A 26,949-nucleotide genomic window follows, 5' to 3' on the forward strand; every position below is an offset into this window, starting at 1 on the left:
CAGTGATCACGTTTGCACTCGGTGGTCGCGGGCCGGTGGGATCGCGGTGGTCGTCACCTCTGCTCGCGCAGCTGTTCCTCCGTCAGTCCCTGCCGCCAGTAGCCGACGAAGGTGACCCGGTGCCGGTCCATGCCGCGCTCGCCGACGAGATGCCGGCGCAGCTGCTTCACACAGGACGACTCGCCCGCGATCCAGGCGTACGGGGCCCCCGCGGGCGGGAGTTCGGCATCCCGCAGGACGCCCAGGGCGACGGGGGCGCCGTCCTCACCGGGTCCCTCGCGGCCGTCCTCGCCGGGCCCGTCGCGGCCGTCCTCGCGGACGAGCCAGGTGATCTCGGCGTCCGCGAGGGTCATCAGGTCCTGGACGTCCCCGGCGTCCCGCACCTCCAGCCACGCCCGCACGCGCAGGCCGGCCGGCAGTGACTCCAGGATCGACGAGATCGCCGGAAGGGCCGTCTCGTCGCCCCACAGCAGCACCAGATCGGTGTCCGCCGGCGGGCGGAAGCGGATGGCGCGGTTGTCGGCGACGGCCGGCCCCAGCAGCACGACCCGGTCCCCGGCCACCGCCCGGGCGGCCCAGGCGGAGGCCGGACCGGCCGGAGTGTGCAGCACGAAGTCGATGTCGATCCCGGTGGTCCGGCCCAGCGCGTCACGGCGCAGCGAGCGCAGCGTGTACGAACGCATCACCGCCCGTACGTCGGCGGGGAGTTCGCGCCAGGCCTGCCACCAGCCCCGCCCGCTCCCGGCTTCGCCCGAGCGAGGGGGCTCCCAGCCGAGCTCGTGGGGGATCTGCGGCTCGCGCTGCCCCGGGTGCGGCAGGAACAGCGACAGCGACTGGTCCTGCCCGTCGGAGAGGAAGTGCCTCAGGTCCTCCCCGGCGAAGCTCACCCGGACCAGGGACGGACCGAGCCGCCTCGTCGTCACGACCTGGAGGGAGAAGAAGCGGAACGGGGCGGCTACGGCCGTGGTCATGGGGGCTCCTGGGGCGTGGGGGAGGGGGCCGGCTCAGGGGCGCGGGGCGGTGCCGCCCCGCGGCCGGGTCCTGTCGTCGAACTCCCGTCGACGCCCGCGGGGCGGCCGGACCGCGGCCGGCCGGCGGCCCCTCAGCGCCCTCGGGGGGTCAGGCGACCTTCTTCGCGTTCTCGAGAGCCTCGGCGAGGGTCTCCAGCAGCGGCACGCACTTGTCGTACGACAGGATCGGCTCGGGCGAACGGGAGATGATCTGGTTCGCCTTCACGGCGGGGAGCTGCTTCCACGTCGCCTTGGTGATCGCGGAGGCCTGGAGGGCCGAGGAGCGGTCGTCCAGCATGATGATGTCCGCCGCGTACTTGTCGACGTTCTCCCAGCTCAGCGACTCGTACCAGCCGCCGCCCTCGGACTTGGCGCTCTCCGGCGGCTCGACGAAGTTCACGCCGAGGGCCTTGAAGTACTCCAGGTCGATGGAGAGGTTGGTGCCCGAGACGTAGAAGATCTGGTCGCTCGCGGAACCGGCGAGCACCTTGATGTCGGGCTTGGCCTTGGCGGCCGCGCGCAGCCGGGTGGCGGCCGTCTCGAACCGGGTCTTGGCGTCGGTGACCTCGGACGCCGTCATGTCCGCGCCCAGCGACTCGGCCAGCTCCCACATGCGCTCCAGCGGAGCGGTGAGCTGGCGGTCGTAGACGGAGACGCCGACGCTCGGGGCGAGCTTGGCGATCTTGTCCTTGGAGGCCTCGGGGACGTACCAGAGGGTGCCGGCGTCGTCGAACATGGTGGAGATCAGGACCTCGGGGGCGAGCGCCGCGTACTTCTCGACGTTGAACTCGTCCCAGACGTTGCCGAGGATCTCCACCTTGGTGATGTCCATGTCGCCGGCCTGGACGTCGGCCTTGCCGTCGGCGGTCTTGGTCGGGCCGAAGACGCCCTTGACCTGGATGCCGTAGTCGTACAGCGCGGCGGCGACACCCGTGAACGCGACGATGTTCGCGGGGATCTTGTCGAGCTTCACCGTGGTGCCGCGGTCGTCCTTGAACGTCCAGGCGCCGGACTTGGCGGAGGCGTTCGCCGACGCGTCCGAGCCACCGCTGCTCGCGTCGTCGTCGCCGCAGGCCGCGAGAACGGCACCGAGGCCGAGGGCGCCGCCGGCGGCGAGGATGCCGCGGCGGGTGAGGTGGGTGGCTCTGGCGTTGGGCATGAGTGTGGCTGCTTTCGAACGTGCGGATACCGCCTGACAATTCGAAGGTAGGTTAGCCTAACCTCAGGTCTTGTCCAGAGGTGTGGTGGTGTGATCCACATCTTGGGGGAAGCGTGTTTCGAGTCCCCCTTCGGCCAAAGTGTCCGAGTTCTCGGGTAGTTGACCGTAAACAGCCTCTCGCTGAGCCGCCCCCGGGTGCTAAATGGTCCTCATGTGCGCGCCGGTGCACATGCGACGGGGGGACTGGTGGAGACCCAGGGAACGCTCGGTTCGTCGCTGCCGGTACCACCGCCTCCGCGTGGCAGGACCGGCGTCGACCTGAAGGTCAGCAGACGGCTGCTGTGGGTCGGCGAGGCCGCCTACCCGCTGCACAACATCACCCGCGTGCACACCTTCGTGCTCAAGCCGAAGCGGATGGAGGCGCTCAGCGACTTCCTGAAGTGGACGGCCGTCGTCGTGGTGGCGCTCGCCGTCCTCCGGGCGGTCAACCGGAGCGCCTCCTCGTACAGCAGCCGGGACGACAGTGAACAGGGCCTGTGGATCCTGGGCGTCGTGGTCGTCACCTGGCTGTTCCTGCGGATGCTGAAGGTGTGGACGGCGCCCGCCGAACACGTGCTGGCCGTCGAGACGAGCAGCGCGTCCACCGCGCTGGTGACGCTGCCCAACCCGGAGCAACTGCGCCAGCTGGTCCAGTACATCGTCCACTCCATCGAGAACCCGGGCGCCGAGTTCCAGGTGCGGGTCGAGCGGCTGCTGGTCAACCCGAAGAACTACCACTTCGGGGACAACGTGAACATGTACGGCGGACTGTTCAACACGGGGGTCGTGAAAAAGTGAACACCTTCAACTTCCACCACAGCGGCCCCGGCGACAACGTCAACATGGTCGGCGGCACGGGCAACCAGGGCATCGTCAAGCTGGGCGGGGCGACCGCGGCCGACCAGGCGATCGAGGAACTGCGCAGACAGCTCCAGGAGCTGCGCGCGCACCTCGGCCCCGGGGAGGCGCGGACGGTCGACGACAACCTGCCCGTCCTCGCCGACCCCGCCCGCACCCCCGAGGACCGGCGCGCGGCCCTCGTCGCCCTCTCCGGCGTCGTCGCGGCCCTCGGGGCGGCGGCGACGCCGGTGCTGGACCTGATCGAGGGGGTGCGGGGGCTGCTGGGGGGTTAGGTTCCGTCGTCGGACGCGGACTCCCTTTTTGTTCCTGATGTCATGAATGCTCCCCCACGGCCTGTCTTGCTGCCGATTGTTGATGATGTGGGTGACCTTCAGGAGCAGTCAGCTTCGTAGCGGCGCAGCGGGCCTTGTTCAGGAGCCGTCGTAGGCCCAGACCTGGCCGGTTTGCCGGTACTCCTCCACGGGGATCGGGGCGACGCCGGTCCTCATGCGGGCGGTGTACAGCAGGCCGTCGAGGTGGTCGATCTCGTGGTGGATGAGGCGGGCGAGGCCGCGTTCGTACACGGTGGTCACGGTCTCGCCGGTCAGGGCCGTGGTCTCAACGGTGATCTTCAGGGGCCGGGGGACGAGGCCACGGACGTCGAAGAAACTCAGGCAGCCCTCGTACTGCTCGTCCATCTCGTCGGAGAGGTCGATGATCCGCGGGTTGAGCAGGATGATGGCAGGCGCGTCGCCGGGCGGCTGGACGACGGCGGAGGTACGACCGATGCCGATCTGCGGGGCCGCGATGCCCATGCCCTTGGCGAACGGGTGGACCTGGCCGATCCGTTCCATGGCGGCGAAGAGCTCGTCGGTGATGCGCTCGGCCTCGTCGCGCTCTGTGGGCAGGTTGAAGGCGCGGGCCGGTTCGGCGAGGATGCCGGCGCCGTGCTGGACGACGCCGAGGTCTCGCATCTGCTGGCTGGGCCGCACGTCAGTCACCTGAACTCCCTTTGATCGGTGTCGCGTTCGGTTTTCGCCCGAAACCGCCACTCCAGACGGTACCGAGCGTGCAGAGCGGGTGTGGTCGTGATCCACGTGAATTGCCGTAGCTCACCGTCGTCACTGCGGACAGGCGGGGTCCGCAGCGGAGACGCTTCGGCGGTCATGGAGGTCTCGGTGCCCCACACGACCGGGTCGAGCGCAGTGGGGAAGACAAGTTGGACTTCGAGCTGTTCGGTGGGCAGGCGGACGGCCCGCTGGAACCAGTTGCCCCACTTGTCGTCGCCGACGGTGTAGGCGTACTCGATCCACACGGATTCACCCGGGTAGAGCGGGAAGCGGCCGTGTTCGTTGTCGAACACCAGCCAGACTTCCTTGAAGGCGTCGCGGTCGTGTTTCACCTGCCAGCTCATTGCCTCGTCCCGGCAGGTCGCGGTGAGGGCGAGTTCGTTCCAGGTCAGCGGGTGGGCCCGGTAGTGGGCGTTGGAGTGCTCGGGGTCGCCAGGGTAGCGGTCCACGGAGATCCGGATCAGGTACCGGGTCACCGGTTCATCGCCGGTGTTCCGCAGCCGGCGGCGCATGGTCAGCCGGTACTTGCTGCCGTCGTACTGGAGCCGTGCCGCGTCGTGTTCGACGATGAGGGCCGATCCGGTCGCGTACGGCTGCTCGGGCCTGCGCTGGGCAGGCGGCGTGGCCGCCGGACGCCGAGCACGGGCTTTCGCCTGCTCATAGTCGCACCAGCGCCGCCAGATTGCCTTCCCTGCGTTCAGGGCTTCGTCGGCAAGGCGTGAGAACTCCTCGGTGGGCTTGTGACGGCCCGACTCCACGTGGCTGACGTAGGACGGGTCGAATCCCATGGCCTGTGCTAACGCCCGCTTGGACGTGCCGCGTACTTCCCGCCACCGCGCCACCTCGGCCGCGTAGTTCTCGGCCGCCTGAGCGCTCATCAAAGGCCGCCCCCGCGTCACTCGTTGGTGAGCATGAATGAACCATGAGTGATCCAAGTTCACCATTCCGTCACGGCGCGCGTCGCCGGTTTCCTTCCCTCACCGGCCCGGATCGACCCTCCGGGCAGTATCAGGGAGGCGACGCACATGCGCGTGTTGTACCTGCTCAACATCTCCAACCCCGACCGGCTGTCGGCCGACTCGGGGTGGATCTTCGCGGACCTGCTCGCTCCGGCCCTGGCGGATGCGGGGGGCCGAAGTGACCGTCGCGGCACCGGCGGCGGCCGGGGATGCCCGCTGCGGCTTCCACCAGACGAAGGTACCGGGGACGAAGTACCGTGCCCGGTTCTCCGCGGACATCGACGAACTGGTGGCACTGATCCGGGCCGAGAGGCCGGACGCGGTGGTGGCCAACCAGATCGAGGAGGCCCCGGCGATCCGCACGGCCCTGCTGGAGGCCGGATCGGACGCACTGCTGGCCGGGTACTGCCACTACCTGCCGTTCTCCTTCAGCGGTGGCGGTCAGCTCCTGCTGGATCCGTCCCTGAACGACGCCGGTCTCGGGCGGCCGGTGCTGCTGGCGTTCGTCGCCGGGCTGGCCGCCTGCGACCGGGTGATGGTCCACTCCTCGACGGCCGCCTCCTGGGTGTCGGCCGCTGCCGTCCGGATGACCCTGGACCTCGGCGAGAAGCTGCGGGTGGTGCCCGCCCCGCGCGACGACCGCCTGGTCTGTCCTCCCGCCACCATTCAGCCCGTTTCCGGCGCCGGGGCGATCGGCATCTACAACCACAGGCTGTACGCGCACTACGGCACCGAGCAGTTCGTGCACCTGGCCCGTGACCTGGTCGCCTCCGGCCGCCTCCGGCTACGGGTGATGGACCTGTTCGGCCGGCGCCGTCCCGAACGGCAGGGCTTGGACAACAGCCCGGAGAAGATGCGTGAGCAGCTTTCCACGCTGCCGCACGTCCAGATCGTCTCCGACCGGGGCGACCGCGTCCGCTACAAGAACCTGCTCGCCGGCGCCTGCTTCGGCATCGCCCCCTTCCGCCCCGGCTGCCCCTGGTCCATGAGTGTCATCGACTGCCAGGGCATGGGCCTGCCGGTCATCTCCCCGCGCCTGGGCTGGCTCGCCGAGCACATCGACGCAGAACTGTGCTTCGACACCCCGGCCGAGGCCGTCACGCTGGCCGAACGCCTCGCCGACGACGACGAGTTCCACGCCTTGCACGCCAAGCGTGCTTACGCCTCCACCGCCGGCTTCGCCCCCGCCCTGGTCGCCGCCCGCTACCTGGAGGTTCTCTCGTGACGACCAGGTACGACGCGGTGTTCCTCTCCTACGACGAGCCGATGGCGGGCTCCCTCCACGCCCGCCTGCAAAGGACGCTCGGCGGCACGGTCAAGCGCCTGCACGGCGTACACGGGATGCGCCGGGCCTACCGGCTGTGCGCCGAGGTCGTCGACCGCGAGCAGTTCTTTCTCGCCGACGGCGACTTCGCCATCGACACCGACTTCGCCCCCGCCATGGTCGAACCGCTGGACGAGGGCGTGTCCATGCGGGTGTGGCGGGCGGTCAACCCCGTCAACGGCCTGACCTACGGCTACGGCGGGCTGAAGCTGATCCGCCGCAGTGCCCTGCGCGAGATGGGCGAGGCGGTGGACGTGCTCGCCGCCCTCCCGGGCCGCATCGAGTTCGCCGAACAGAGCGCGGGCGTCACCCGGTTCAACCAGAGCCCCTTCCACGCGTGGAGGGCCGGTTTTCGAGAGTGCGCGATGCTCGCCCGTGGCAGCGAGTACGGCATGGCCGACGACGATGCCCGAGAGCGGGTGGAGGCGTGGGCCATGAGCCGGGACGGCGAGTTCGCCGCCTACGCCGCCGCCGGAGCCCAAGAGGGCGTCGCCTTCGCCCTTGGGGCCGCCCGCGCCCCCAAGCTGTTTGACCACCTCAACGACCCCACCTGGCTGCGGGCCCGCTTCACCACCGCCCACGGGGACCAGGCGGTCTCGGGATGACCGGTCCGCTCGTGCTGATCGAGCCGTACGCGAACCGCCTGGGCGGCCACCACCAGCGCACACTGGTGGCGCTCGCCCATGCCCGGCCCGGCAGCCTGGCCATCGCCCCGCACGGGATCGCCGACGAGACGGTCACGCTCCTGCGCGAGGCCGGCGCCCGGCTGGGTACCGCCCCGGCCGGGCGAGCGGCGGCCGTCCTGCTGGCCGCTTCCCGCCTTATGGCCGGGCTCTCCACTGCCGGGCAGCGCATCTTCCGCTCACGCCGATGGCCCCGCCGCCTGCGGCGGCTGCCGCACCAGGTCACCCTTATCGCCCGCTGTCTGGCCGAGGCATCGGCCCTGCGGACCGCCCGCCGCCTTCAGCCCGGTGCCGGGGCGGTAGTGATCCTGACCGCGAGCGAGGCCCTGCACGGGGCCGCCGCCCTCCTCGGCGGACAGCCGCACCTGCGGTTCGTCCACGAACAGGTCACCACCGAGGACGCTCCCGTACGGCTCCTCGGGCGGCTCGCCCGCAGGGGCGAGCGACGGGTGATCGCGGTGTATCCGACGCGGGCGGTGGGCGATCAGACGGCGACGGCCTTCCCGGATCTGCCTGCGGTGGTGCGGGCCTTCGCGGTCGACGACGGCCGCCGCCTCACCGACGCGGAACGCGAGGGCGGCCGGACGGCCTTCGGTATCCCCGCCGCCGAAGCTGTGGTGTGCCTGGTGGGCGGCTGGTGGCCCTACAAGGACATCGCCGTCATCGATACCGCCCTGGCCCGGCTGACGGAACCGCTGCACCTCATCAGCACCGGGGCCCCGCTCGACGAAGCCGTTCTCGAGCGGTGGCGGGCCCTGCCCGGCCTGCGCCTGCACACTGTGCCCGGCCCCGTCACAGACAGCGTGCTGCGGCTGGTCTACGCCGCCGCCGATGCCGCCCTGGTAGCGCGGCATCCCGGCGTCGGCAAGGAGTCCGGGCTAGTGATGGACGCCGCCTGCCTCGGCGTCCCCCTGATCGTCTCCGACCACGACCCCGTTCTCACCGGTCGGCTTCGCGGTCAGAACCTTCCCCGCCGGCGACCCGGACGGCCTCGCCGACGTCCTGCACACCGTCATCCACCAGCCGCCCGCCCAGCCCGGCACCGAAGCACCCCGCCTGCTGGGCATGCGGACAGCCGACGAGCAGGCCGACTTCCTCATCCACACCTTCGCCTCCCTCCGTACGAAGGAGTCACGATGCTGATCACACCTCCGCCGCTGGTCTCTGTCATCGGCCCCGTCGAAGTCCCGCTGCTGGCCGCCTGGGTCCGCCACTACCGGCTCCTGGGCATCGAGCGGTTCCTCGTCGCCTTCCACTTCCCCGAACACGTCCCCGACCAGCGGCGGCACGAACTCCAGGCCGCCAGCCGCGAGCTGGGCATCATCCCCACCGCCACCAGCAGCGGCCCGTGGCACGAGCACACCAACGGCGAACTCAGAGACGCCCTGCGGCAGCAGGCCGGGCGCGGCTGGCACCTGCTCGCCGACGCCGACGAGTTCCAGCAGCACCCCGTCCCGCTGGACGAGATGATCGCCCAGGCGGAGCACGACGGGCACCGCGTGGCGGGCGGGCTGATGCTCGACCGCGTCACCACGGACGGCTCCCTGACCGGCTGGGACCCGCGGACGGGCCTGGACGCGGCGTATCCGCTGGGCGCCTTCCTCACCCACCAGCTCCTGGGCGGCGACCCCCGCAAGATCGTGCTCGCGCACTCCAGTGTCGCCGTGGCCTCCGGCAACCACCGCGCCGAGGGCCACCGCCCGGCGAACCGGCCACCGGTTGCCGTCCACCACTTCAAGTGGCGCGATGGCGTACGCCAGGACATCGAGCGGCGGGCCGTGCACTCGTCGGACGGTACCTGGAAGGCCGCCTCCCCGGCCCGGCTCGCCGAGGCCCGCCGCCTGCTCCAGCACCTTCACCGGCACGGCGGCCGAATCGCCGTCGACTCCCCGCGCCTGGGCTTCCGGCCCGTCTCGCTCCAGACCATCCCCAACTGGTGGGCGGCGCAGGCGACACGGCTGGTGACCACCTGGTGGCCACCGATCTCAAGGGAGGGTCAGAACCAGCCGGGCTCGATGATCTCCTCACCCTCGCCCACGGGCGGTTCGAACCGGGCGTAGAAGTCGTCAAGCGCCGAATCCGTCACGGTCAGCGCGTTGGCGTCCTCACGCAGGTTGCGCTCCTCCAGACGCCGCAGCAGCTCGGTCCGCTCGACAGGGAAGTACAACAGCTGCGGCCGGCCGCCCGCCTCCTCGACGAGCTTCTTCCACTCTCGGCGGGCCGATCGCAGCCACAGGCCGTGGTCCAGTACGACGTCCCGGCCTGCTTCAACCAGCTCCACCAGGCGCTCCCGGACCTCGGCGACCACCGGCGCCTCCAGGGCGAAGTAGTCCCGTTCCGGATAGTCCACGCCGTAGCTGCCGTGCCGGGCGTGGACCAGCTCATCCACCGACAGCCGCACCGCTCCGGCCGGCTCCAGCTGCCGCTGGGCGTACGTGGTCTTGCCCGACCCGGTCAGCCCGACCAGCAGATACACCACCGGCCCGGTCTCCCGACCGCGGTCAGCGGTCCGGCTGGGCTCCACCGCCTTCACCCGCGCTCTCCTCCTCGCGCTCTGAGGATTGCTCCTGGAGCCCAGCCTGCCACCCTTCCGCCCGTAGCGCGGCCGAACGGCCGCACCCCACCCCAGGGAGTTCTGCCGTGATCCCATCGTTCATGTTCGGTATGCGCCCGACTGTCCGCACCCGTATCGGCACCGTCTTCCCCGTGACGACCAGCGATGTCATGCAGCGCTACCTCTGGCTGTTCGGCGCATGGGAGCCGGACCTGACCGCATGGATGCACAACCGCATCCCCCCGGGGACCTCGTGGTCGACGCCGACGCGCACACGGGCTACTTCACGCTGCTGGCCTCCCAGCTCGTCGGCCCCACCGACCGCGTCATCGCGATCGAACCCTCCCCGGCCTTCTACCGGGCTCTGACGGCGAACATCGAGGCCAACGGGTGCACCAACGTCCGTACGGTGAACGCCGCGGTGTCCGACGCCGCGGGCCGGATGACCTTCTATCTGGAGCGCTCCACCAACCTCGGCGACACCACCTCAGTCCTCCCGCGCACCGTGGTCTCCTCGTTCGAAGCGGACGCGGCACGTCGGTCTGCCGGCCGAGCACCTCGTCGAGGTCCTGGCGTGGGCCGCGAGGTTGCCCGTCGCACGGGCTGATGACGCAGACGTCACGCGTGAAGCCGAGGCCGCGTAGCGCAGACACCCGAGTGAGCCCAGCCGGTCCCGGGCCCCTGGCCGTACAAGGTCCTCCTCAGCCCACCAGCCCCAGCTCCCGCGCGATCAGCATCCGCTGCACCTCGCTCGTGCCCTCGCCGATCTCCAGGATCTTGGAGTCGCGCCACATGCGGGCGACCGGGTACTCGTTCATGAAGCCGTAGCCGCCGTGGATCTGGGTGGCGTCGCGGGCGTTGTCGACGGCGACGGTGGAGGAGTAGAGCTTCGCGAGGGCCGCCTCCTTCTTGAAGCGCTCGCCGGCCACCAGGCGGCTCGCCGCGTCCCGCCAGGCCAGGCGGGCCGTGTGGGCCTTCATCTCCATGTCGGCGAGCTTGAACTGGATGGCCTGGTTGGCGCCGATCGGCCGGCCGAAGGCGTGGCGTTCGCGCGCGTAGCGCACCGACTCGTCCACACAGCCCTGGGCGAGTCCGGTGGCGAGCGCCGCGATGGCGATGCGGCCCTCGTCCAGGATGCGCAGGAACTGGGCGTAGCCGCGGCCCTCCTCGCCGAGCAGGTTGGCCGCCGGGACCCGGACGTCGGAGAACGACAGCTCGCGGGTGTCCGAGGCGTTCCAGCCGACCTTCGAGTAGGGGGCGGCGACGGTGAAGCCGGGGGTGCCGGACGGGACGACGATCGCCGAGATCAGCGGCTTGCCGTCCGGCCCCCGGCCGGTCACCGCCGTGACCGTGACCAGGGCCGTGATGTCGGTGCCCGAGTTGGTGATGAAGCACTTGGTGCCGTTGATCACCCATTCACCCGTCGCCTCGTCCAGCCGGGCCGTCGTGCGCGTGGCGCCCGCGTCCGAGCCGCCGTCGGGTTCGGTGAGCCCGAACGCGCCCAGCGTCTCACCGGAGCAGAGCCGGGGGAGCCAGGCCCGCTTCTGCTCCTCCGTGCCGAACAGGTGGATCGGCATCGCGCCCAGGGAGACGCCCGCCTCCAGGGTGATCGCCACGGACGAGTCGACGCGCGCCAGCTCCTCCAGCGCCAGTCCGAGGGCGAGGTAGTCGCCGCCCATGCCGCCGTACTCCTCGGGGAACGGCAGCCCGAACAGGCCCATCCGGCCCATCTCGCGGACGATCTCGTACGGGAACTCGTGCCGCTCGTAGAAGTCGCCGATCTTCGGCGCGACGACGTCGTGCGCGAACTCCTCGACGGTGCGCCGGAGGTCTTCCAGCTCGGGGGAGAGTCGGTGGTCCATGGCGGTCACTGCTCCTTGCGGGCCTCTCGGCCCTCTCGGCCCCGGAACTCCTCGTGGGACAGGGCGTGGACGGTGCGGGACGGGCTGGGCCGGCCCAGCCGCCCGGCCATCCACACGCTGGTGGCGACGAGGCGGCCGAGGTCGGCCCCGGTCTCGATGCCGAGGCCGTGCAGCATCCACACGAGGTCCTCGGTGGCGAGGTTGCCGGTGGCGGACTTCGCGAACGGGCAGCCGCCCAGGCCGCCCGCGGAGGCGTCCACGGTGGTGACGCCGTACTGGAGGGCGGCCAGGGTGTTGGCGAGGGCCTGGCCGTAGGTGTCGTGGAAGTGCACGCCGAGCACACCGGCCGGGACGCCCTGTTCGCCGAGGGCGGCCAGGAGCGCGAGGACATGGCCCGGGGTGGCGACGCCGATCGTGTCGCCGATGCTCAGCTCGTCGCAGCCCATGCCGAGCAGGGCCCGGCACACCCGCACCACCTGTCCGACCGGCACCGCCCCCTCCCACGGGTCGCCGAAGCACATGGAGAGGTAGCCCCGCACATGCACCCCGCCGGCCTTCGCCCGTTCCACCACCGGCTCGAACATGGCCAGCGCCTCGTCCACCGTGCGGTTCAGGTTGGCCCTGGCGAAGGACTCGGTGGCGCTCGCGAACACGGCGACCCGGCGCGCACCGAGCGCCATGGCCCGCTCCAGGCCGCGCTCGTTCGGCACCAGCACCGGCAGCTCCACCGGCAGCCCGGAGACCAGCGGGAACAGCTCCTCGGCGTCCGCTAGCTGCGGCACCCACTTCGGGTGGACGAAGCTGGTCGCCTCGATCGTCGTCAGCCCCGCCCCGGCGAGCCGGCGCACGAACTCCGCCTTCACCGCCGTCGGCACGGTCGCCCGCTCGTTCTGGAGCCCGTCGCGCGCGCCGACCTCGTGGATCCGGACCCGCGCGGGCAGCCGGCCGGCCGGTACCACCATCGGCAGTCCCCGCCCGGTCACCGGGCCGCCTCCTCGTGCGGGGCGACGACGGCCAGGACCTGGTCCATGGCGACCGTCGTGCCCGGGGTGACGTCGAGTTCGGCGACCGTGCCGGCGTGCGGGGCCGAGATGACGTGCTCCATCTTCATCGCCTCCACCACCAGCAGGCTCTGGCCCGCGGCCACCTCGTCGCCGACGGCGACCTTCACCACCGTCACCGTGCCCGGCATGGGCGCGGTCAGCGAGTCGACGCCGGTGCGCGCGGCACCGGTCAGGGACGCGGCGACCGGATCGTGGTCGCGCACCTGCCAGGCGTCGCCGTCCCGGCCCAGCCAGTCGCCGGCCCGGTGGAAGGTGTGCCGGACGCCGTCGAGGGTGACGGCGACCCGGTCGTCGGTGACGGTATGGGCCCCGCGCACCTGGTGAGTGACGGGTTCGAGTCCCGTCGCCCGCAGGTCGAAGGCCACCGGCCGGTGCGCCCCGCCCAGCCGCCACCCGCTCGGCACGGAGAACGGGTCCGTCCACCCCCGCTCCCGGGGCCTGAGCCCGTCCAGGCGTACGGCCGCGGCGGCCTCGTAGACCTCCTCCGGCACGCCGTCCGGGACCAGCTCCGCCACCACCCGCTCGACCAGCCCGGTGTCCAGCTCGCCCGCCACGACCGCCGGGTGGGCCAGCAGCCGGCGCAGGAACCCGGCGTTGGTCTGCACGCCCAGCGTGACCGTCTGAGCCAGGGCGGCCCGCAGCCTCCTGAGCGCGGTCGCCCGGTCGGGGCCGTACGCGATCACCTTGGACAGCATCGGGTCGTACAGGCTGCCGACCTCGCCGCCCTCGCTCAGGCCCGAGTCGGTGCGCACCCCGTCACCCCGCGGCTCGCGCAGCCTGAGCACCGTGCCCCCGGAGGGCAGGAAGCCGCGCGCGGGGTCCTCGGCGCAGACGCGGGCCTCCACCGCGTGCCCGGTGAGCGTGATGTCGTCCTGTCCGAAGGGCAGGGCCTCGCCGGCCGCCACCCGCAGCTGCCACTCCACCAGGTCCACCCCCGTGACCAGCTCGGTCACCGGGTGCTCGACCTGGAGGCGGGTGTTCATCTCCATGAAGTGGTACGACGTCGGATCCTGGCCGGGGACGATGAACTCCACCGTGCCCGCGCCCCGGTACCCGCAGGAGCGGGCCGCCTGCACCGCCGCCTCGCCCATCGCGGCGCGGGTGGCCTCGTCCAGGAGCACGCTCGGCGCCTCCTCGACGATCTTCTGGTGCCGGCGCTGGAGGGAGCACTCGCGCTCGCCCAGGTGGATCACGTTGCCGTGGCCGTCGGCCAGCACCTGGATCTCGATGTGCCGGGGCCGGTCGATCCACCGTTCGACCAGGAGCGTGTCGTCGCCGAAGGAGGCGCGGGCCTCACGGCGGGCGGCGGCGATCTCGTCCTCCAGGGCGGTGAGGTCCCGGACCAGCCGCATGCCCTTGCCGCCGCCACCGGCGCTGGGCTTGAGCAGCACGGGGGCGCCCAGCTCGCGGGCGGCCCCGGCCAGTTCGGGGTCGCGGCCGCCGGGCACGACCGGCACCCCGGCCGCCCGCACCGTCTCCTTGGCGCGGATCTTGTCCCCCATGAGGGAGATCGCCTCGGCGGGCGGCCCGATGAACACGAGCCCCGCCGCGGCGCACGCGCGCGCGAAGCCGGCGTTCTCCGCGAGGAACCCGTAGCCCGGGTGGACGGCCTGGGCGCCGGTGCGGGCGGCGGCCTCCAGGAGCCGCTCGGCGGACAGATAGCTCTCGGCGGCCGGCGCCGGGCCGATCCGTACGGCCGTGTCGGCGTCGCGGACGTGCCGGGCGTCGGCGTCCGCGTCGGAGAAGACGGCCACCGAGCGCACCCCCAGCGACCGCAGGGTGCGGATGACGCGGACGGCGATCTCGCCCCGGTTGGCCACGAGCACGGTGTCGAACAAGGGTCCCCTCCTCACATCCGGAAGACGCCGAACCCGGGGTCCCCCAGGGGCGCGTGGGCACAGGCGGTCAGGGCCAGGCCGAGTACCTGGCGGGTCTCCAGCGGGTCGATGACACCGTCGTCCCAGAGCCGGGCGGTGGCGTAGTAGGCGCTGCCCTGACGCTCGTACCGCTCCCGGATCGGGTCCTTGAAGGCCTCTTCCTCCTCCGGCGGCCACTCCTGGCCGCGCGCCTGAAGCTGGTCCCGCTTGACGGTGGCGAGGACGGAGGCGGCCTGCTCGCCGCCCATGACGGAGATCTTGGCGTTCGGCCACATCCACAGGAAGCGGGGGGAGTAGGCCCGGCCGCACATGGAGTAGTTGCCGGCGCCGTACGACCCGCCGACGACGACGGTCAGCTTGGGCACGCGCGTGCAGGCCACGGCGGTCACCATCTTGGCGCCGTGCTTGGCGATGCCACCGGCCTCGTAGTCCCGGCCGACCATGAAGCCGGAGATGTTCTGGAGGAACACCAGCGGGATCCCGCGCTGGTCGCACAGCTCGATGAAGTGGGCGCCCTTCTGCGCGGACTCGGAGAACAGGATGCCGTTGTTCCCGACGATCCCGACCGGGTGGCCGTGGATCCGGGCGAAGCCGGTGACCAGGGTCTGCCCGAACTCGGCCTTGAACTCGGCGAAACGGGAGCCGTCGACGACCCGCGCGACGATCTCCCGTACGTCGTAGGGGGTGCGGGAGTCGACCGGCACGGCGCCGTACAGCCCGTAGGGGTCGGCCTTCGGCTCGACGGCGGGCCGCACCTCCCAGGGGAGCGGTCCGCGGGCCGGGAGGGTGGAGACGATCGTCCGCACGATCCGCAGGGCGTGCGCGTCGTCCTCGGCGAGGTGGTCGGTGACGCCGGAGGTCCGGGAGTGCACCTCGCCCCCGCCCAGCTCCTCCGCGGTGACGACCTCACCGGTGGCGGCCTTCACCAGCGGGGGCCCGCCGAGGAAGATCGTCCCCTGGTTCCGCACGATGACCGCCTCGTCGCTCATCGCCGGGACGTACGCGCCGCCCGCCGTGCACGAGCCGAGCACGGCGGCGATCTGCGGGATGCCTGCGCCGGACATCCGGGCCTGGTTGTAGAAGATCCTTCCGAAGTGGTCGCGGTCGGGGAAGACCTCGTCCTGCATCGGCAGGAAGGCGCCGCCGGAGTCGACGAGGTAGAGGCACGGCAGCCGGTTCTCCAGCGCCACCTCCTGCGCCCGCAGGTGCTTCTTCACCGTCATCGGGTAGTACGTGCCGCCCTTGACGGTGGCGTCGTTGGCGACGACGACGCACTCCCGCCCGGAGACCCGGCCGATCCCGGCGATCACCCCGGCCGCCGGGGCCTGCCCCTCGTACATCCCGTCGGCGGCGAGCGGTGCCAGCTCCAGGAAGGGCGACCCCGGGTCGAGGAGGGTGTCGACCCGGTCCCGCGGCAGCAGCTTGCCGCGCGCGGTGTGCCGTGCCCGCGCCGCCTCGCCGCCCCCCAGCCGGGCCGCGGCGAGCTTGCCGCGCAGCTCCTCCACGAGGGCGAGATGGGCCTCCTCGTTGGCCCGCCAGGCCTCCGACGCGGGGTCGTCCCCCACGCTCGAAAGGACTCGCGCGGGGGCACCCCCGTCGCTCGTCGGCTCCGGTGCCTGCTCCATCCCGCGGTCCCCTCACCTTGTTAATGAGCGTTAACGCATGCCCCTTCAGGTTAACGACCGCTAACCGCCCTGTCTACAATTGCCGCCATGACCACCAGAACCGACGCCCCCACCCGACGCGACCAGATCCTCAAGGAGGCCGCGCGCCTCTTCGCCGAGCGCGGGTTCCACGGCGTCGGCGTGGACGAGATAGGCGCCGCCGTCGGCATCAGCGGCCCCGGTCTCTACCGGCACTTCCCCGGCAAGGACGCGATGCTGGCGGAGCTCCTGGTCGGCATCAGCGGCCGGCTCCTCAGCGGCGCCCGGCGCCGCGTCCAGGAGGCCGACGGCGTCGGCCCCGAGGTGCTCCTCGACTCCCTCATCGAGGGCCACATCGACTTCGCGATCGACGACCGGCCCCTCATCACCCTGCACGACCGGGAGCTGGACCGCCTCCGCGACAGCGACCGCAAACTGGTGCGCCAGCTGCAACGGCAGTACGTGGAACTGTGGGTGGGTGTGGTCCGCGAGACGTACCCGGACCTGGCGGAGCCGGCCGCCCGGTCGGCGGTGCACTCCGTGTTCGGCCTGCTGAACTCCACCCCGCACCTCGGCCGGTCCGGCTCCCTGCCCGGCCGCGGGGCCACGGCGGCGCTGCTGCACCGGATGGCCCGGGGCGCCTTCGCGGCGGCGGTGCCCCCGGCCGGGTGAGGCGGGGGCCGGACGGACCGTGCGGGCGCGCGGACGGGCGGGCGGTGCGGGCCGTGCGGGTCGGACGGGCGGGCGGTGCGGGTCGGACGGGCGGGCGGTGCGGGTCGGGGCGCGCGGACGGGCGGTGCAGGTCGGGGCGCGCGGACGGGCGGGCCGTGCGGGCCGGACGGGCGGGCGGTGCCGCCATCGGTGCGTACCCGTGCGCCGCCCGGCCGCCCGGCCGTTCGGCGTGACGAGCGTTACGGCGGTATCTGGTCCGGCGGTCTGGACGGCGATCCCTACCCATCGGTACCGTGTGCTCTGAGCAAGCGCTTAGACATGCCGAGGTACGTGGAGGTGGCGGCGTGCGCCGTACGGTGTTCAACGAGGATCACGAGGCGTTCCGGGAGACACTTCGCGCCTTCATCGAGGCCGAGGTCGTCCCGGTCTACGACGAGTGGTTCGCGGCCGGCCAGGCGCCGCGCGACTTCTACCACAAGCTCGGCGAGCTGGGTATCTTCGGCATCAACGTGCCGGAGGAGTACGGCGGCGCGGGCCTGGACAGCCACAAGTTCGAGGCCGTCCTCTACGAGGAGACCGCCCGCGCGGGCGTCCAGTTCGGCGGCTCCGGCGTGCACGTGCTGCTGGCCCTGCCCTACATCAAGATGCTGGCCACCGACGAGCAGAAGAAGCGTTTCCTCCCGAAGTTCGTCTCCGGCGAGGAGATGTGGGCCATCGCGATGACCGAGCCGGGCACCGGCTCCGACCTCGCGGGCATGAAGACCACCGCCAAGCTGAGCGAGGACGGCACGCACTACGTCCTCAACGGCGCCAAGACCTTCATCACCGGCGGCGTGCACGCCGACAAGGTGATCGTCTGCGCCCGGACCTCCGCGCCGACCGCCGAGGACCGCCGCTTCGGCATCTCCCTGTTCGCCGTGGACACCAAGTCCGAGGGCTACTCCATCGGCCGCAAGCTGGACAAGCTGGGCCTTCGCACCTCCGACACCGCCGAGCTGGCGTTCGTCGACGTCAAGGTGCCGGCCGACGACCTGCTCGGCGAGGAGAACAAGGGCTTCTCCTACCTCGGCCACAACCTGGCCTCCGAGCGCTGGGGCATCGCCTTCGGCGCCTACGCGCAGGCCAAGGCCGCCGTCCGGTTCGCCAAGCAGTACGTCCAGGAGCGCACCGTCTTCGGCAAGCCGGTCGCCCACTTCCAGAACACCAAGTTCGAACTGGCCGCCTGCCAGGCCGAGGTCGACGCCGCCGAGGCGGTCGCCGACCGCGCGACCGAGGCCCTGGACGCCGGTGAGCTGACCCCGGCCGAGGCGGCCTCCGCCAAGCTGTTCTGCACCGAGGTCGCCCACCGCGTCATCGACCGCTGCCTCCAGCTCCACGGCGGCTACGGCTACATGAACGAGTACCCGATCGCCCGCCTCTACGCGGACAACCGGGTCAACCGCATCTACGGCGGCACCAGCGAGATCATGAAGACGATCATCGCCAAGGACATGGGCCTGTAACCCGGCCGCGCCTGCCGCCCGGTACAAAAGTCCCCATGAGTCAGGCACTGCACGATCTCCTCGATCTGCTCGACCTCGAGCAGATCGAGGAGAACATCTTCCGCGGCCGGTCCCGCTCCGCCGTCGTCCCGCGCGTCTTCGGCGGCCAGGTCGCGGCCCAGGCGCTGGTCGCCGCCGGGCGCACGGTCCCCCCGGACCGGCACGCACACTCCCTGCACGCGTACTTCCTGCGCGCCGGCGACCCGGGCGCGCCCATCGTCTACACCGTCGAGCGCATCCGCGACGGCCGCTCGTTCACCACGCGCCGCGCGGTCGCGGTCCAGCACGGCCGCCCGATCTTCACCCTGTCGGCGTCCTTCCAGACGTACGAGGACGGCCTCGACCACCAGGCCGTGATACCGCCCGCGCCCGACCCGGCGACCCTGCCCACCTCCGAGGACCGCCTGCGCGGCTACGCCCATCTGGACCCGGCCGTCGTCGAGAAGTTCCTGGAGGCCCGTCAGGCGATCGACCTGCGCTACGTCGACGAGCCGCCGTTCGGCCGGTTCGGCGAGCCGCGCGAGCCGCGCTCGCAGGTCTGGTTCCGCACCAACGGCAAGCTCGGCGGTGCCGTCGACGTACCGCTCCTGCACGTCGTCCTGGCCACGTACGTCTCCGACATGACGCTGCTGGACTCGATCCTCCTCGCGCACGGCCGCGGCGGCTGGGCGGTCGGTGACGTCGTCGGCGCCTCCCTCGACCACGCCATGTGGTTCCACCGCCCGTTCCGGGTCGACGACTGGCTGCTGTACGACCAGGAGTCGCCGTCGGCGTACGGCGGCCGAGGCCTGGGGCAGGGCCGCATCTACACGCGCGACGGACGGCTCGCCGTCTCGGTGATCCAGGAGGGCGTGGTCCGGGTCCCGCGGTGACCGGCCGGCGCGGCCCGCCACGGCTGATCGTCCGAGGGGCGTCCGAGATGCCGATCTGTCGGGGCGGCACTAGTCTCAATGAGTGAACGCCGCATGCACGGCACGCCCGGCCGGCCGGTTCCCGATCCGAGCGGACCAAGGCCACAGCGATCGCCCGCGAGCAACGACGGGCGGCCTGGAGGCGTCGGCGGCCGAGACCGTGCTCCCGGTGCGGTGATACCGGAAGACCCTGTCGCAACTTCGTTTGCGGCTGCGGCCATCCATTCCCGAGCTGCCCCCCGGGGGAGCGCGGGAGACGATGGAGCGAAAGGTAATCCTCATGCGAGTACAACGCGCCAAGCGTCTCGCTGCGGCGTCCGCCGCAGGGCTGCTCATGGCCGGTGGTATCGCGGTGGGCACAGCGGGCACCGCTTCCGCGAACGACCACCGCGGCTACAGCCACAACTACTACTGCGACGACGACTCGTGGTGGAACGACTGCGACGACGGTTACGGCCACGGCGGCTACGGCGACCACGACAACGGTCGCGGCGGCTATGGCCATGGTGACCATGACAACGGTCGCGGCGGCTACGGTGGCGGCCACGGCGGCGGTCACGGCGGCGGTCACGGTGGTGGCCATGGCGGCGGCGGTCACGGTGGCGGCGGTCACGGTGGCGGCGGCGGAGGCGGGCACTGATCCGACACCCGAAACGGCGCGATGCGCGGCTCCCGAAAGGACCGCGCATCGCGCTGTCTCCCGGCTCGCCGGCCGGGTCCCCGCCGGACCGGCCGACTACGCCAGGCCCGCCTCCGCCAGCAGATACGCCGTCATCGGGTCGTAGTGGCGCGGGCTGACCACGTGGTCGTCGAGCGGGACCGTCACCTGGACGGTGCCCTCCGCCTCGGCGATGAACAGGGCCGGGTCGTTGCAGTCGGCGTACCCGACGGAGTCCACGCCGTGCTGTCCGGCGTAGCCCGCCCAGCCGTGGTCGGCGACGACCAGGTCGGGCAGCGGGCGGCCCTGGCGCTCCAGGGCGGTCAGGATCGCCCGCATCGGCTCGCCCGAATGGGTGTGCCAGAGGGTGGCGCCGTGCTCCAGCACCGCCACGTCCGCGAACTGCATGACGTACCCCTCGTCGGTCTGGAGCCCGTCCGGGATCACGACGATCTCGCAGCCGGCCGCGCGCAGGGCGGCGGCGGTGGCGCGGTGGACGTCGAGCAGACCGCCCGGGTGGCCGGTGGCGAACAGCACCCGCTGCCGGTCCTCGGCCGCCTTGCGCAGCCGCCCCGCCAGCCGGTCCAGGGCGTCGACCGTCAGCTCCGGGTCGATGGTGTCCTGGCCGTATCGGTACTCGGGGTCGTCGTTGACCCCGACCCGCTCCGCCATCACCGCGAGCACGTCCTGCTCGTCGGTCCAGCGGTCGCCGAGCTCCAGTCCGAGCCAGAAGTTGCGGACACCGTTCGCCAGCTGACGGTAGTGGGAGAGGTTGTTCTCGCGCGGGGTGGCGACGTCCCCCGCGATACGGGTCCTGACGAGGTGGTCGGCGAGCTCGGCGCGGCTGGGGGTCCCGGGTATCGGCATGGAGTCCATTGTGGGGCAGCCGTCTGTGGGCGTACCCGCAGTTCCGGACGCTGGGACGCGGGTCACTCGCCCCGTCCGCCCCGGTCCGCCACCGTCGCCCCGGTCCGCCACCGTCGCCCCGGTCCGCCACCGTCGCCCCGCCCGCCCCGGCACGCGCGGCCCGCTCCCGGCCGGCGCGGGGAGGAGGACCCGGACGACGCCGTCGGCGAGGCCGGTCGGCGGCGGGCCGGGGGGCCGTGCCCGGCCCGGAGGCGGCCACGGCGTCCGGCGCGCCCCGGCCCGTGCCACCGCTCCCCGCCGGGCGGCGGCACGACCGCTTCCGGCACGACCGCTTCCGGCACGACCGCTTCCGGCGCGGCCCCGGCGGCAGACGCACCAGGGCCGACGAGCGGGCCGCTCCCGTGCTGCCGCTCCTGTGCCGCTCCTGTGTCGCTGCGGTGCCGCTCCGGTGTTCGCCGGTCAGGGGGAGGGGGGCAGGACGGCGGCGACGGAGGCGATGCGCCGACGGCGTCGAGGTCGCCCCCGCGTACGATCACGCGGAGATCACGTCGGTGGGCCGCGTCGGTGGCCGCGTCCCACTCGGCGTACGAACTGACCACGATCACGTCCCGTCGGATTGCGGAGGCCCGCGCGCAGTGACCCACGACCACGACCTGGTGCTCCGTCCGACCCCCGCCCAGACGGAGGCCGCCCTGAACCCTCCCCCGGGCCGCACCGGCGGGGACCTGGTCGTGGAGACCCTGGCCGGTCTTGGCGCGACGACCGTCTTCGGCCTGCCCGGCCGGCCCGCCGCCGGGCTGTCCGACGCCCTGCGCCGCTCCGGCCTGCGCTACGTCGGCCTGCGGGCGGAGAACAACGCCGCCTTCGCGGCGGACGCCTACGGCCGGGTCACCGGTGAGGCGGCCCCGCTGCTGCTGTCGGCGGGGCCGGGCGCGCTGACCTCGCTCGCCGCCCTCCAGGAGGCGGCGGCGGCCTCGGCTCCCGTGCTGGGGATCAGCAGCCAGATCCCGACGGCGGGGCTCGGCGGCGGGCGCCACGGCTACCTCCACGAGCTCCCCGACCAGGCGGCCTCGTTCCGGGGCGTGGTCAAGTCCGTCCACACCGTCCGCACCCAGTCCCAGATCCCTTCCGCGATCGCGGAGGCCTGGAAGTCGGCGCTGACGGCACCGCACGGCCCGGTGTGGGTGGAGATCCCGCAGGACGTCCTGCGGGCGCCGACGCCGATCCCGGTGGTGACGGGTGTGGACGCGACCCCGGAGGAGCTGGTGCCGCGCCCCGAGCTCACGGCGGTCACCGCCGACCTGCTGTCGAAGGCCGCCCGCCCGGCGATCGTCGCGGGCGGGGGAGTGGTCCGGGCGGACGCCTCGAAGAAGCTGCGCCGGCTCGCGGAGCTGCTGCGGGCGCCGGTGGTGACGACGTTCGGCGGCAAGGGCGCGTTCCCCTGGACGCATCCGCTGTCGCTGCGGTCCTGGCTGGAGGACCGCGGCACGACGGACTTCCTGGAGGACGCGGACGTCCTGCTGGTGGTCGGCTCCGGGCTGGGCGAGCTGTCCTCCAACCACCACACCTTCCGGCCCCGGGGCCGGATCGTCCAGATCGAGGCGGACCTCGGCAAGCTGGAGTCCAACCACCCGGCCCTGGGCATCCACGCGGACGCCCGCCTGGCGTTGCAGGCGCTGCTGGAGACGGTCACCGAGCGCGAGGACCCCGCGGCCCCCGAGCGCGTGCGCACCCTGCTCGCCGAGGTCGCCGGCCGCATCGCCGCCCAGGACCTCGCCGTGGAGCAGGAGGTGCTGGCGTCGGTGCGCCGGGCGCTGCCCGCCGACTCCCCGTCCTTCTGGGACATGACCGTCCTGACCTCCTGGGCGTGGTCGGCCTTCGACGCCAAGGGCCCCAACCGGATGCACTCCGCGCAGGGCGCCGGCGGTCCCGGCTACGCCTTCCCGGCGGCCCTCGGCGCGGCGGTGGCGGACCCGACCCGCCCGGTGCTGGCGGTGTCGGGCGCCGGCGGCGCGCTGTACTCGGTCGCCGAACTGGCGACGGCCCGGCAGTACGGGCTGAACGTCACCTGGATCGTCGTCGACGACGGCGGCCCCGGCGCGTTCTCGGCGGACGCCGTCGTCCGGGCGGCAGCGGCGGAACCGACTCGCCCCGACTATGTGGCCCTGGCCGAGTCGTTCGGGGTACCCGGGATCCGCACGACACCGCAGACCCTGGAGGCCGACCTGGCGAAGGCACTGGCGTCGCCCGGTCCGTCGGTGGTGGTGCTGCCGGCGGTGCTGCGGCTGTTCGCACCGACGCATGCGGGGTGAGGGGTGCTTTCCCGGGGGCGCGGGAGGTGAAGTTCGGCCCATGTCGCCTTCCCGACGCCGTGCAGACCGGGGCAGCACCCCCACCGCCGGGCGAGGGAGGCGATGAGGAAGAGCCCGCGGCCGCCTTCGTCCTCGTCGGTGACCGTCCTCGGCTCCGGCCGGGCGTTGTCGCCGTCGGCGACCTCCACCCGTAGGCGGGAGCCGTACCGAGCGACGCGTACGCCGATCTCCCCTCCGGCCGGAACCCCGGCGTGCCGGAGCGAGTTCGTGACCAGCTCGGTGAGCAGCAGCTCGGCCGTGCCGGCGACTTCGCCGTCGACCTCCCACTCCGCGAGCTGACCGCGCAGCAGGTCTCGGGCCCGCCTCGCGCTGCGAGGGTTCTGCGGCCGCCGCCACCGAACCTCCGCGACGCCGGGACGTGCGGGCTGCTGTGGCATGGCGGGGACTGACATGAGGACCTCCGGGGCGCCTTCGGCAAGGGTTGGTTCCACTCATCTCTAGAGATGAGTGAAGCACTCGTCCTCCGACAATTACCCGCCTCTCTAGAGATGTGAGCGAAATTGCCCGGATGGAGTCGCCGTCCGGCTGTAGAGGCTGACGATCGATGCCTAGGATGCCTAGAGATGATCAGAGGAGAGGCTTGGATGAGCAGCCGGGGATCGGGGCGTCAGCCCAAGTACCAGCGCATCGCCGCCGATATGCGTGCGGCGATCGAGGCTGGCGAGTACGGCCCCGGTGAGCGGCTCCCCGGTGAGAACGACCTCATGGCGACGTACGGCGTGGCGCGTATGACGGCCCGGCAGGCTCTCGGGGTCCTCCGGGCGGAAGGGATCGTCGAGGCGCGCAAGGGTGCCGGAGTGTTCGTCCGGGACTTCAAGCCGATCCGGCGGCGGGGTGTCGAACGTCTCGCCCGTGCCCAGTGGGGGGAGGGCCGGTCCGTCTGGGAGGCCGATGCTGCCGGCCGTGAACTCGTCATCGACGGGGTAGAGGTCGGCGAGGAGGACGCCACACCTGTCGTTGCGGGGGTCCTGGACCTGGCGGCGGGCGAGAGGGTCTGTGTCCGTCGGCGCCGCTACACCCTCGATGGCAAACCGGTCCTCCTCTCCACGTCGTATCTGTCCGCCGACCTCGTCTCCGGCACGGCGATCACTCAGCCGGACACCGGCCCTGGCGGTGTCTACGCGCGACTTGAGGAGTTGGGGCGCAGGCCGGTCCGTTTCCGGGAGGAGATCCGCTCTCGCATGCCGAGCGGGGACGAGGCCGAACGGCTCGCCCTGCCGCCCGGTGTCCCCGTCGTGCTGGTGGCCCGTACCGCTTTCGACGCCGACAGTGCTGCCGTCGAGGTGAATGAGATGGTGCTGGACTCGGCGGCGTACGTGCTGGAGTACGGATTCGAGGCGTGAGTCGATGCCGGGCGATGCGGATGGTCGCTCAACCGTCAGCGGCCGGGCAGGGCGTATGTGCCCGCCTGGTTCCCGACGGCCTCGGTGTATCCCCTGAGGTTTCCCCGCTGGGCGGATGCGACAGCGATGAACCTCCGCTCACGGCACGTCAGTACGGTGCCATCACCAAGTCGCCGATCACCCGCAATCCCACTTGGGCCGCCAGCCAAGGTGCGCGTTCGGCCTCGACCTGCTTCACGTGGACGAAAACCGTGTGGCAGGTCGCAGGATCCTCGAGGTCGAGGTCGCGGGCATGAACACACAGCGTGACGAACGCGCCTCTGGTGCCTCCCACCCCCAGCGCTGCCTCCGGAGCCTCGGGCCAGGCGTTGAAGTCCCATCGCACCGTCGCCGGGCTGTCGCCCACCGCGGAGAGGAACGGCTTCACCGTCTCCGGCGCCCCAGCCCAGCGCCGCAACCGGACAGGCGGGAAGGCCGACGCCTCGTCCCCTCTCGCTGACGAACCACTCCCCGCCTCTTCCGCCCACCATTCGGCATCCGGCAGCAGGGCCGGCACTGCCGAAAGGCAGTGAGCCGAGGAGATCCGCACATCGGGTTCATCGTGACCGGCCCGGCCTGGCCAACGGCCTGCTCGCCGCCCGGTCCGGCGGCCGGGCCGTCCGTTTCGCTGTCGGTCAGGAACGGAGCTTGGGCAGCAGGGTCCGGACGGTCTCCGTCATGGCCGGCCAGGCCGCCGTGACCTGTTGGCCCGTCAGGAGGGTCAGGCTCTGCACCTGGACCTCGCACCCCAGGTTGCTGTCCCGGACCACCAGCCGGAGGTCGCTGGGGAACGCGGCCTCCTCGGCACTCTCGTAGCGGAAGGCCCCGCCGCCGAGACCCGACACCTGCGCCACCGAGTCCTGGGCCTGCTTCGACGCCGAGGACAGCACGTACTCGTACTGCTTGATCGCGGTGGCCACGTCCTTCCACGCGGTGCAGTAGACGACGGAACGGCCGTTCGCGCCCGTCCCGGTCGTCCCGAAGCCCTGGAGGCAGGCGGCGCCGCTGCCCTCCGCCGGATCGGCGCCGGTCCGCTGCCCCTTCGGTGAACCGTCCGCCGGCGCGACGGCGGCGGTCAGCGGGCCGAAGTCGAGCTTCGGGCAGAGATCGGTCGGCGGACGGTAGTCGCCCGGCCCGTTCGCCGGTTCGGCAGCCGCCGTCGGCGTGCCTCCGGCGTCGGCGGACGCCTTCCCGTCCCCGCCGCCGCACCCGGCCAGTGAGCCGAGGGCGAGCACCACGCCCGTACCCCATCTCGCTGCGCGAAAGCCCTTGGCTGTTCGAGACAATGCCACGCCCTCTCCCCTGAGTGCCGGCCCGTTCACGGCCGACGGCGGCACCACCATCGCAAAGCGCGGCCCCGGAGCCATCGGGGAAATTACCTAAGCCTCTACGGACTGAGCGGGACGGAGATCGTCGTTGAGCTGAGCTCCCCGTCGTGGCACGGGGAGCTCAGCCGGGCCCACGCCGTCTACCAGATCGCCTCGACCCACTCCGGGTGGTCGATGAACGGGTTCCGGTTGTGCTGGTAGGTGTCGTAGATGACCTGGTTGCGCTTCTCCTCGAAGGCGCTCGGCGGGTCTTCGTCGTTCCACTGCTTGAGCACGGACAGCTTGCCGATGTACGGGTTGCTGCCGTTGCCCACCTTCTCGTTGGGCTCGAGGTCGGCCCAGCCGTCGTCGCCCTCGTACCGCACGGCCATGTAGAGGATCATGCGGGCCACGTCGCCCTTGTCGGCGTCGCGCGGCTCGAAGGAGTCGGAGTCGACGAGGCTGCCGCCGCCGTTGGTGACCGTGCTGCCGCCGTTGTCGAAGTCCAGGTTCCCGCGGATGCTGTTGACCTGGACGTCGGCGGGGCGCAGGTGGTGCAGGTCCGTGCCGGGACCGGTCGCCTCGCCGAAGTCGCCGTGCGACTTGGCCCACACGTGCTCGCGGTTCCAGTCGCCGACGTCACCGCCGTTGAGGGACTTGGCCCGGGAGACGCCGCTGTACAGCAGGATCACGTTGCTGCTGTTGTTCGGGTCCTGGTCGGTGGCCTTCAGGGCGTCCCAGACCGCCGAGTACGAGATCTTCGACTGGCTGCTGATGATGGTGTGCAGCGAGGACTTCAGGCTGGTGCCGGTCTTTCCGATCGCGTTCTTGTAGTACGTCGAGTCGTAGGCCGTGGTGGTCGCCGCGGCCGGGGGCGCGGTCAGCAGGGGGGTGGAGAGGCCGGCCAGTACCGCGGCGGTGGCGAGTGCCACCGGCTTCCATCGGGGTGTCCGTCGTGTCGCCAGCATGTGGGGGTTCCCATCTACGCGGGTTGATTGGAGGCGGCACTCGGGAGAGTGGCATGGACATGAGGCCTTGTAAATGAATCCGGCATGTCGATCACGTGACGAAGACCGGCAAGTCGGGCGTGTTCTACGCGAGTTGACACACGGAACGGCCCCCGACCGGTGTGTCGGGGGCCGTCAGGGCCGTCAG

25 protein-coding genes and 1 pseudogene are annotated in these 26,949 nt (G+C 71.9%); 12 read left to right on the forward strand and 14 right to left on the reverse strand.

The window, feature by feature from the left end:
• Nucleotides 1-53: 53 nt before the first annotated feature.
• Both ACIP67_RS07300 and ACIP67_RS07305 read right to left on the reverse strand, forming a co-directional pair.
• Nucleotides 54-971, reverse strand: coding sequence for a siderophore-interacting protein (locus ACIP67_RS07300; protein ID WP_401688679.1), 918 nt, complete (start codon nucleotides 969-971; stop codon nucleotides 54-56).
• 148 nt (nucleotides 972-1,119) lie between these two features.
• Nucleotides 1,120-2,169 (reverse strand): ABC transporter substrate-binding protein, encoded by a 1,050-nt coding sequence (locus ACIP67_RS07305; RefSeq protein WP_401688681.1) that lies wholly within the window; start codon nucleotides 2,167-2,169, stop codon nucleotides 1,120-1,122.
• Between the two features lie 246 nt (nucleotides 2,170-2,415).
• Here ACIP67_RS07305 and ACIP67_RS07310 point away from each other — a divergent pair, with 246 nt between their 5' ends.
• On the forward strand, nucleotides 2,416-3,006 hold the full coding sequence (locus ACIP67_RS07310; protein WP_401688684.1) for a DUF6232 family protein: 591 nt from the start codon (nucleotides 2,416-2,418) through the stop codon (nucleotides 3,004-3,006).
• The gene (locus tag ACIP67_RS07315; RefSeq protein WP_401688687.1) at nucleotides 3,003-3,341 is read left to right on the forward strand and encodes a hypothetical protein; all 339 of its coding nucleotides are present in this window, start codon (nucleotides 3,003-3,005) and stop codon (nucleotides 3,339-3,341) included. Before ACIP67_RS07310 ends, ACIP67_RS07315 begins: the two co-directional genes overlap by 4 nt.
• Before the next feature lie 138 nt (nucleotides 3,342-3,479).
• Here ACIP67_RS07315 and ACIP67_RS07320 read toward each other — a convergent pair whose 3' ends face one another.
• Nucleotides 3,480-4,049, reverse strand: coding sequence for a peptide deformylase (locus tag ACIP67_RS07320; protein WP_401688690.1), 570 nt, complete (start codon nucleotides 4,047-4,049; stop codon nucleotides 3,480-3,482).
• A complete protein-coding gene (locus tag ACIP67_RS07325; protein ID WP_401688693.1) occupies nucleotides 4,046-4,996 on the reverse strand; it encodes a multiprotein-bridging factor 1 family protein in 951 nt (316 codons plus the stop codon). Before ACIP67_RS07325 ends, ACIP67_RS07320 begins: the two co-directional genes overlap by 4 nt.
• A gap of 259 nt (nucleotides 4,997-5,255) precedes the next feature.
• Between ACIP67_RS07325 and ACIP67_RS07330 the strand changes: the two genes are divergently transcribed.
• Genes ACIP67_RS07330 through ACIP67_RS07340 form a run of 3 tightly spaced genes read left to right on the forward strand, consistent with a single transcriptional unit; the run spans nucleotide 5,256 to nucleotide 9,144 of the window.
• Nucleotides 5,256-6,302, forward strand: coding sequence for a glycosyltransferase family 1 protein (locus ACIP67_RS07330; RefSeq protein ID WP_401688696.1), 1,047 nt, complete (start codon nucleotides 5,256-5,258; stop codon nucleotides 6,300-6,302).
• The gene (locus tag ACIP67_RS07335; RefSeq protein ID WP_401688699.1) at nucleotides 6,299-7,006 is read left to right on the forward strand and encodes a hypothetical protein; all 708 of its coding nucleotides are present in this window, start codon (nucleotides 6,299-6,301) and stop codon (nucleotides 7,004-7,006) included. Before ACIP67_RS07330 ends, ACIP67_RS07335 begins: the two co-directional genes overlap by 4 nt.
• Complete coding sequence (locus ACIP67_RS07340) at nucleotides 7,003-9,144, forward strand: glycosyltransferase family 2 protein (protein WP_401688701.1); 2,142 nt, start codon at nucleotides 7,003-7,005, stop codon at nucleotides 9,142-9,144. The genes ACIP67_RS07335 and ACIP67_RS07340 overlap by 4 nt, the downstream gene beginning before the upstream one ends.
• Here the strand turns inward: ACIP67_RS07340 and ACIP67_RS07345 are convergent.
• A complete protein-coding gene (locus ACIP67_RS07345) occupies nucleotides 9,081-9,617 on the reverse strand; it encodes an ATP-binding protein (RefSeq protein WP_401688704.1) in 537 nt (178 codons plus the stop codon). The genes ACIP67_RS07340 and ACIP67_RS07345 overlap by 64 nt on opposite strands.
• A 241-nt stretch (nucleotides 9,618-9,858) precedes the next feature.
• Between ACIP67_RS07345 and ACIP67_RS07350 the strand changes: the two genes are divergently transcribed.
• Nucleotides 9,859-10,245 (forward strand): FkbM family methyltransferase, encoded by a 387-nt coding sequence (locus ACIP67_RS07350; RefSeq protein WP_401688707.1) that lies wholly within the window; start codon nucleotides 9,859-9,861, stop codon nucleotides 10,243-10,245.
• A gap of 94 nt (nucleotides 10,246-10,339) precedes the next feature.
• Here the strand turns inward: ACIP67_RS07350 and ACIP67_RS07355 are convergent, their stop codons facing one another.
• The 4 genes from ACIP67_RS07355 to ACIP67_RS07370 are packed head-to-tail and all read right to left on the reverse strand — an operon-like array spanning nucleotide 10,340 to nucleotide 16,066.
• A complete protein-coding gene (locus ACIP67_RS07355) occupies nucleotides 10,340-11,500 on the reverse strand; it encodes an acyl-CoA dehydrogenase family protein (RefSeq protein ID WP_401688709.1) in 1,161 nt (386 codons plus the stop codon).
• Nucleotides 11,501-11,505: 5 nt separating this feature from the next.
• Nucleotides 11,506-12,462 (reverse strand): hydroxymethylglutaryl-CoA lyase, encoded by a 957-nt coding sequence (locus ACIP67_RS07360; RefSeq protein WP_401689271.1) that lies wholly within the window; start codon nucleotides 12,460-12,462, stop codon nucleotides 11,506-11,508.
• Nucleotides 12,463-12,479: 17 nt separating this feature from the next.
• A complete protein-coding gene (locus ACIP67_RS07365) occupies nucleotides 12,480-14,402 on the reverse strand; it encodes an acetyl/propionyl/methylcrotonyl-CoA carboxylase subunit alpha (protein WP_401688712.1) in 1,923 nt (640 codons plus the stop codon).
• Nucleotides 14,403-14,413: 11 nt separating this feature from the next.
• Nucleotides 14,414-16,066 carry a carboxyl transferase domain-containing protein gene (locus ACIP67_RS07370; RefSeq protein ID WP_401688715.1) on the reverse strand — a complete coding sequence of 551 codons (1,653 nt, stop codon included), beginning with the start codon at nucleotides 16,064-16,066 and terminating at the stop codon, nucleotides 14,414-14,416.
• Between the two features lie 87 nt (nucleotides 16,067-16,153).
• Here ACIP67_RS07370 and ACIP67_RS07375 point away from each other — a divergent pair, with 87 nt between their 5' ends.
• From ACIP67_RS07375 to ACIP67_RS07390, 4 genes are all read left to right on the forward strand, one after another.
• Nucleotides 16,154-16,756 carry a TetR/AcrR family transcriptional regulator gene (locus tag ACIP67_RS07375; protein ID WP_401688718.1) on the forward strand — a complete coding sequence of 201 codons (603 nt, stop codon included), beginning with the start codon at nucleotides 16,154-16,156 and terminating at the stop codon, nucleotides 16,754-16,756.
• Nucleotides 16,757-17,100: 344 nt separating this feature from the next.
• Nucleotides 17,101-18,258, forward strand: a complete 1,158-nt coding sequence (locus ACIP67_RS07380; protein ID WP_401688720.1) for an acyl-CoA dehydrogenase family protein — start codon at nucleotides 17,101-17,103, stop codon at nucleotides 18,256-18,258.
• Nucleotides 18,259-18,293: 35 nt separating this feature from the next.
• Complete coding sequence (locus ACIP67_RS07385) at nucleotides 18,294-19,169, forward strand: acyl-CoA thioesterase (protein ID WP_401688723.1); 876 nt, start codon at nucleotides 18,294-18,296, stop codon at nucleotides 19,167-19,169.
• A 319-nt stretch (nucleotides 19,170-19,488) separates the two neighbouring features.
• Complete coding sequence (locus tag ACIP67_RS07390; protein WP_401688724.1) at nucleotides 19,489-19,848, forward strand: hypothetical protein; 360 nt, start codon at nucleotides 19,489-19,491, stop codon at nucleotides 19,846-19,848.
• Nucleotides 19,849-19,944: 96 nt separating this feature from the next.
• On the opposite strand, the gene ACIP67_RS07395 is transcribed toward ACIP67_RS07390, so the two are convergent.
• Complete coding sequence (locus tag ACIP67_RS07395; RefSeq protein WP_401688727.1) at nucleotides 19,945-20,733, reverse strand: phosphatase; 789 nt, start codon at nucleotides 20,731-20,733, stop codon at nucleotides 19,945-19,947.
• Between the two features lie 635 nt (nucleotides 20,734-21,368).
• On the opposite strand from ACIP67_RS07395, the gene ACIP67_RS07400 reads away from it, so the two are divergent.
• Nucleotides 21,369-23,045 (forward strand): thiamine pyrophosphate-binding protein, encoded by a 1,677-nt coding sequence (locus ACIP67_RS07400; RefSeq protein WP_401688730.1) that lies wholly within the window; start codon nucleotides 21,369-21,371, stop codon nucleotides 23,043-23,045.
• Nucleotides 23,046-23,143: 98 nt separating this feature from the next.
• Here ACIP67_RS07400 and ACIP67_RS07405 read toward each other — a convergent pair.
• A pseudogene (locus tag ACIP67_RS07405) lies at nucleotides 23,144-23,497 on the reverse strand (ATP-binding protein); the annotation flags it as partial.
• 192 nt (nucleotides 23,498-23,689) lie between these two features.
• Here ACIP67_RS07405 and ACIP67_RS07410 point away from each other — a divergent pair.
• Nucleotides 23,690-24,448, forward strand: coding sequence for a GntR family transcriptional regulator (locus ACIP67_RS07410; RefSeq protein ID WP_401688733.1), 759 nt, complete (start codon nucleotides 23,690-23,692; stop codon nucleotides 24,446-24,448).
• Between the two features lie 148 nt (nucleotides 24,449-24,596).
• Here the strand turns inward: ACIP67_RS07410 and ACIP67_RS07415 are convergent, their stop codons facing one another.
• The 3 genes from ACIP67_RS07415 to ACIP67_RS07425 form a co-directional block, all read right to left on the reverse strand.
• Complete coding sequence (locus ACIP67_RS07415; RefSeq protein WP_401688735.1) at nucleotides 24,597-25,037, reverse strand: hypothetical protein; 441 nt, start codon at nucleotides 25,035-25,037, stop codon at nucleotides 24,597-24,599.
• Between the two features lie 85 nt (nucleotides 25,038-25,122).
• Nucleotides 25,123-25,725, reverse strand: coding sequence for a hypothetical protein (locus ACIP67_RS07420; protein ID WP_401688738.1), 603 nt, complete (start codon nucleotides 25,723-25,725; stop codon nucleotides 25,123-25,125).
• A 230-nt stretch (nucleotides 25,726-25,955) separates the two neighbouring features.
• Entirely contained in the window at nucleotides 25,956-26,762 is an 807-nt protein-coding gene (locus tag ACIP67_RS07425; protein ID WP_401688740.1) for an endonuclease I family protein, read from the reverse strand.
• Nucleotides 26,763-26,949 lie beyond the last annotated feature (187 nt).

This window comes from Streptomyces sp. NPDC088812 (assembly GCF_044750285.1).
In the GTDB taxonomy this organism is placed as follows: Bacteria; Actinomycetota; Actinomycetes; order Streptomycetales; family Streptomycetaceae; genus Streptomyces.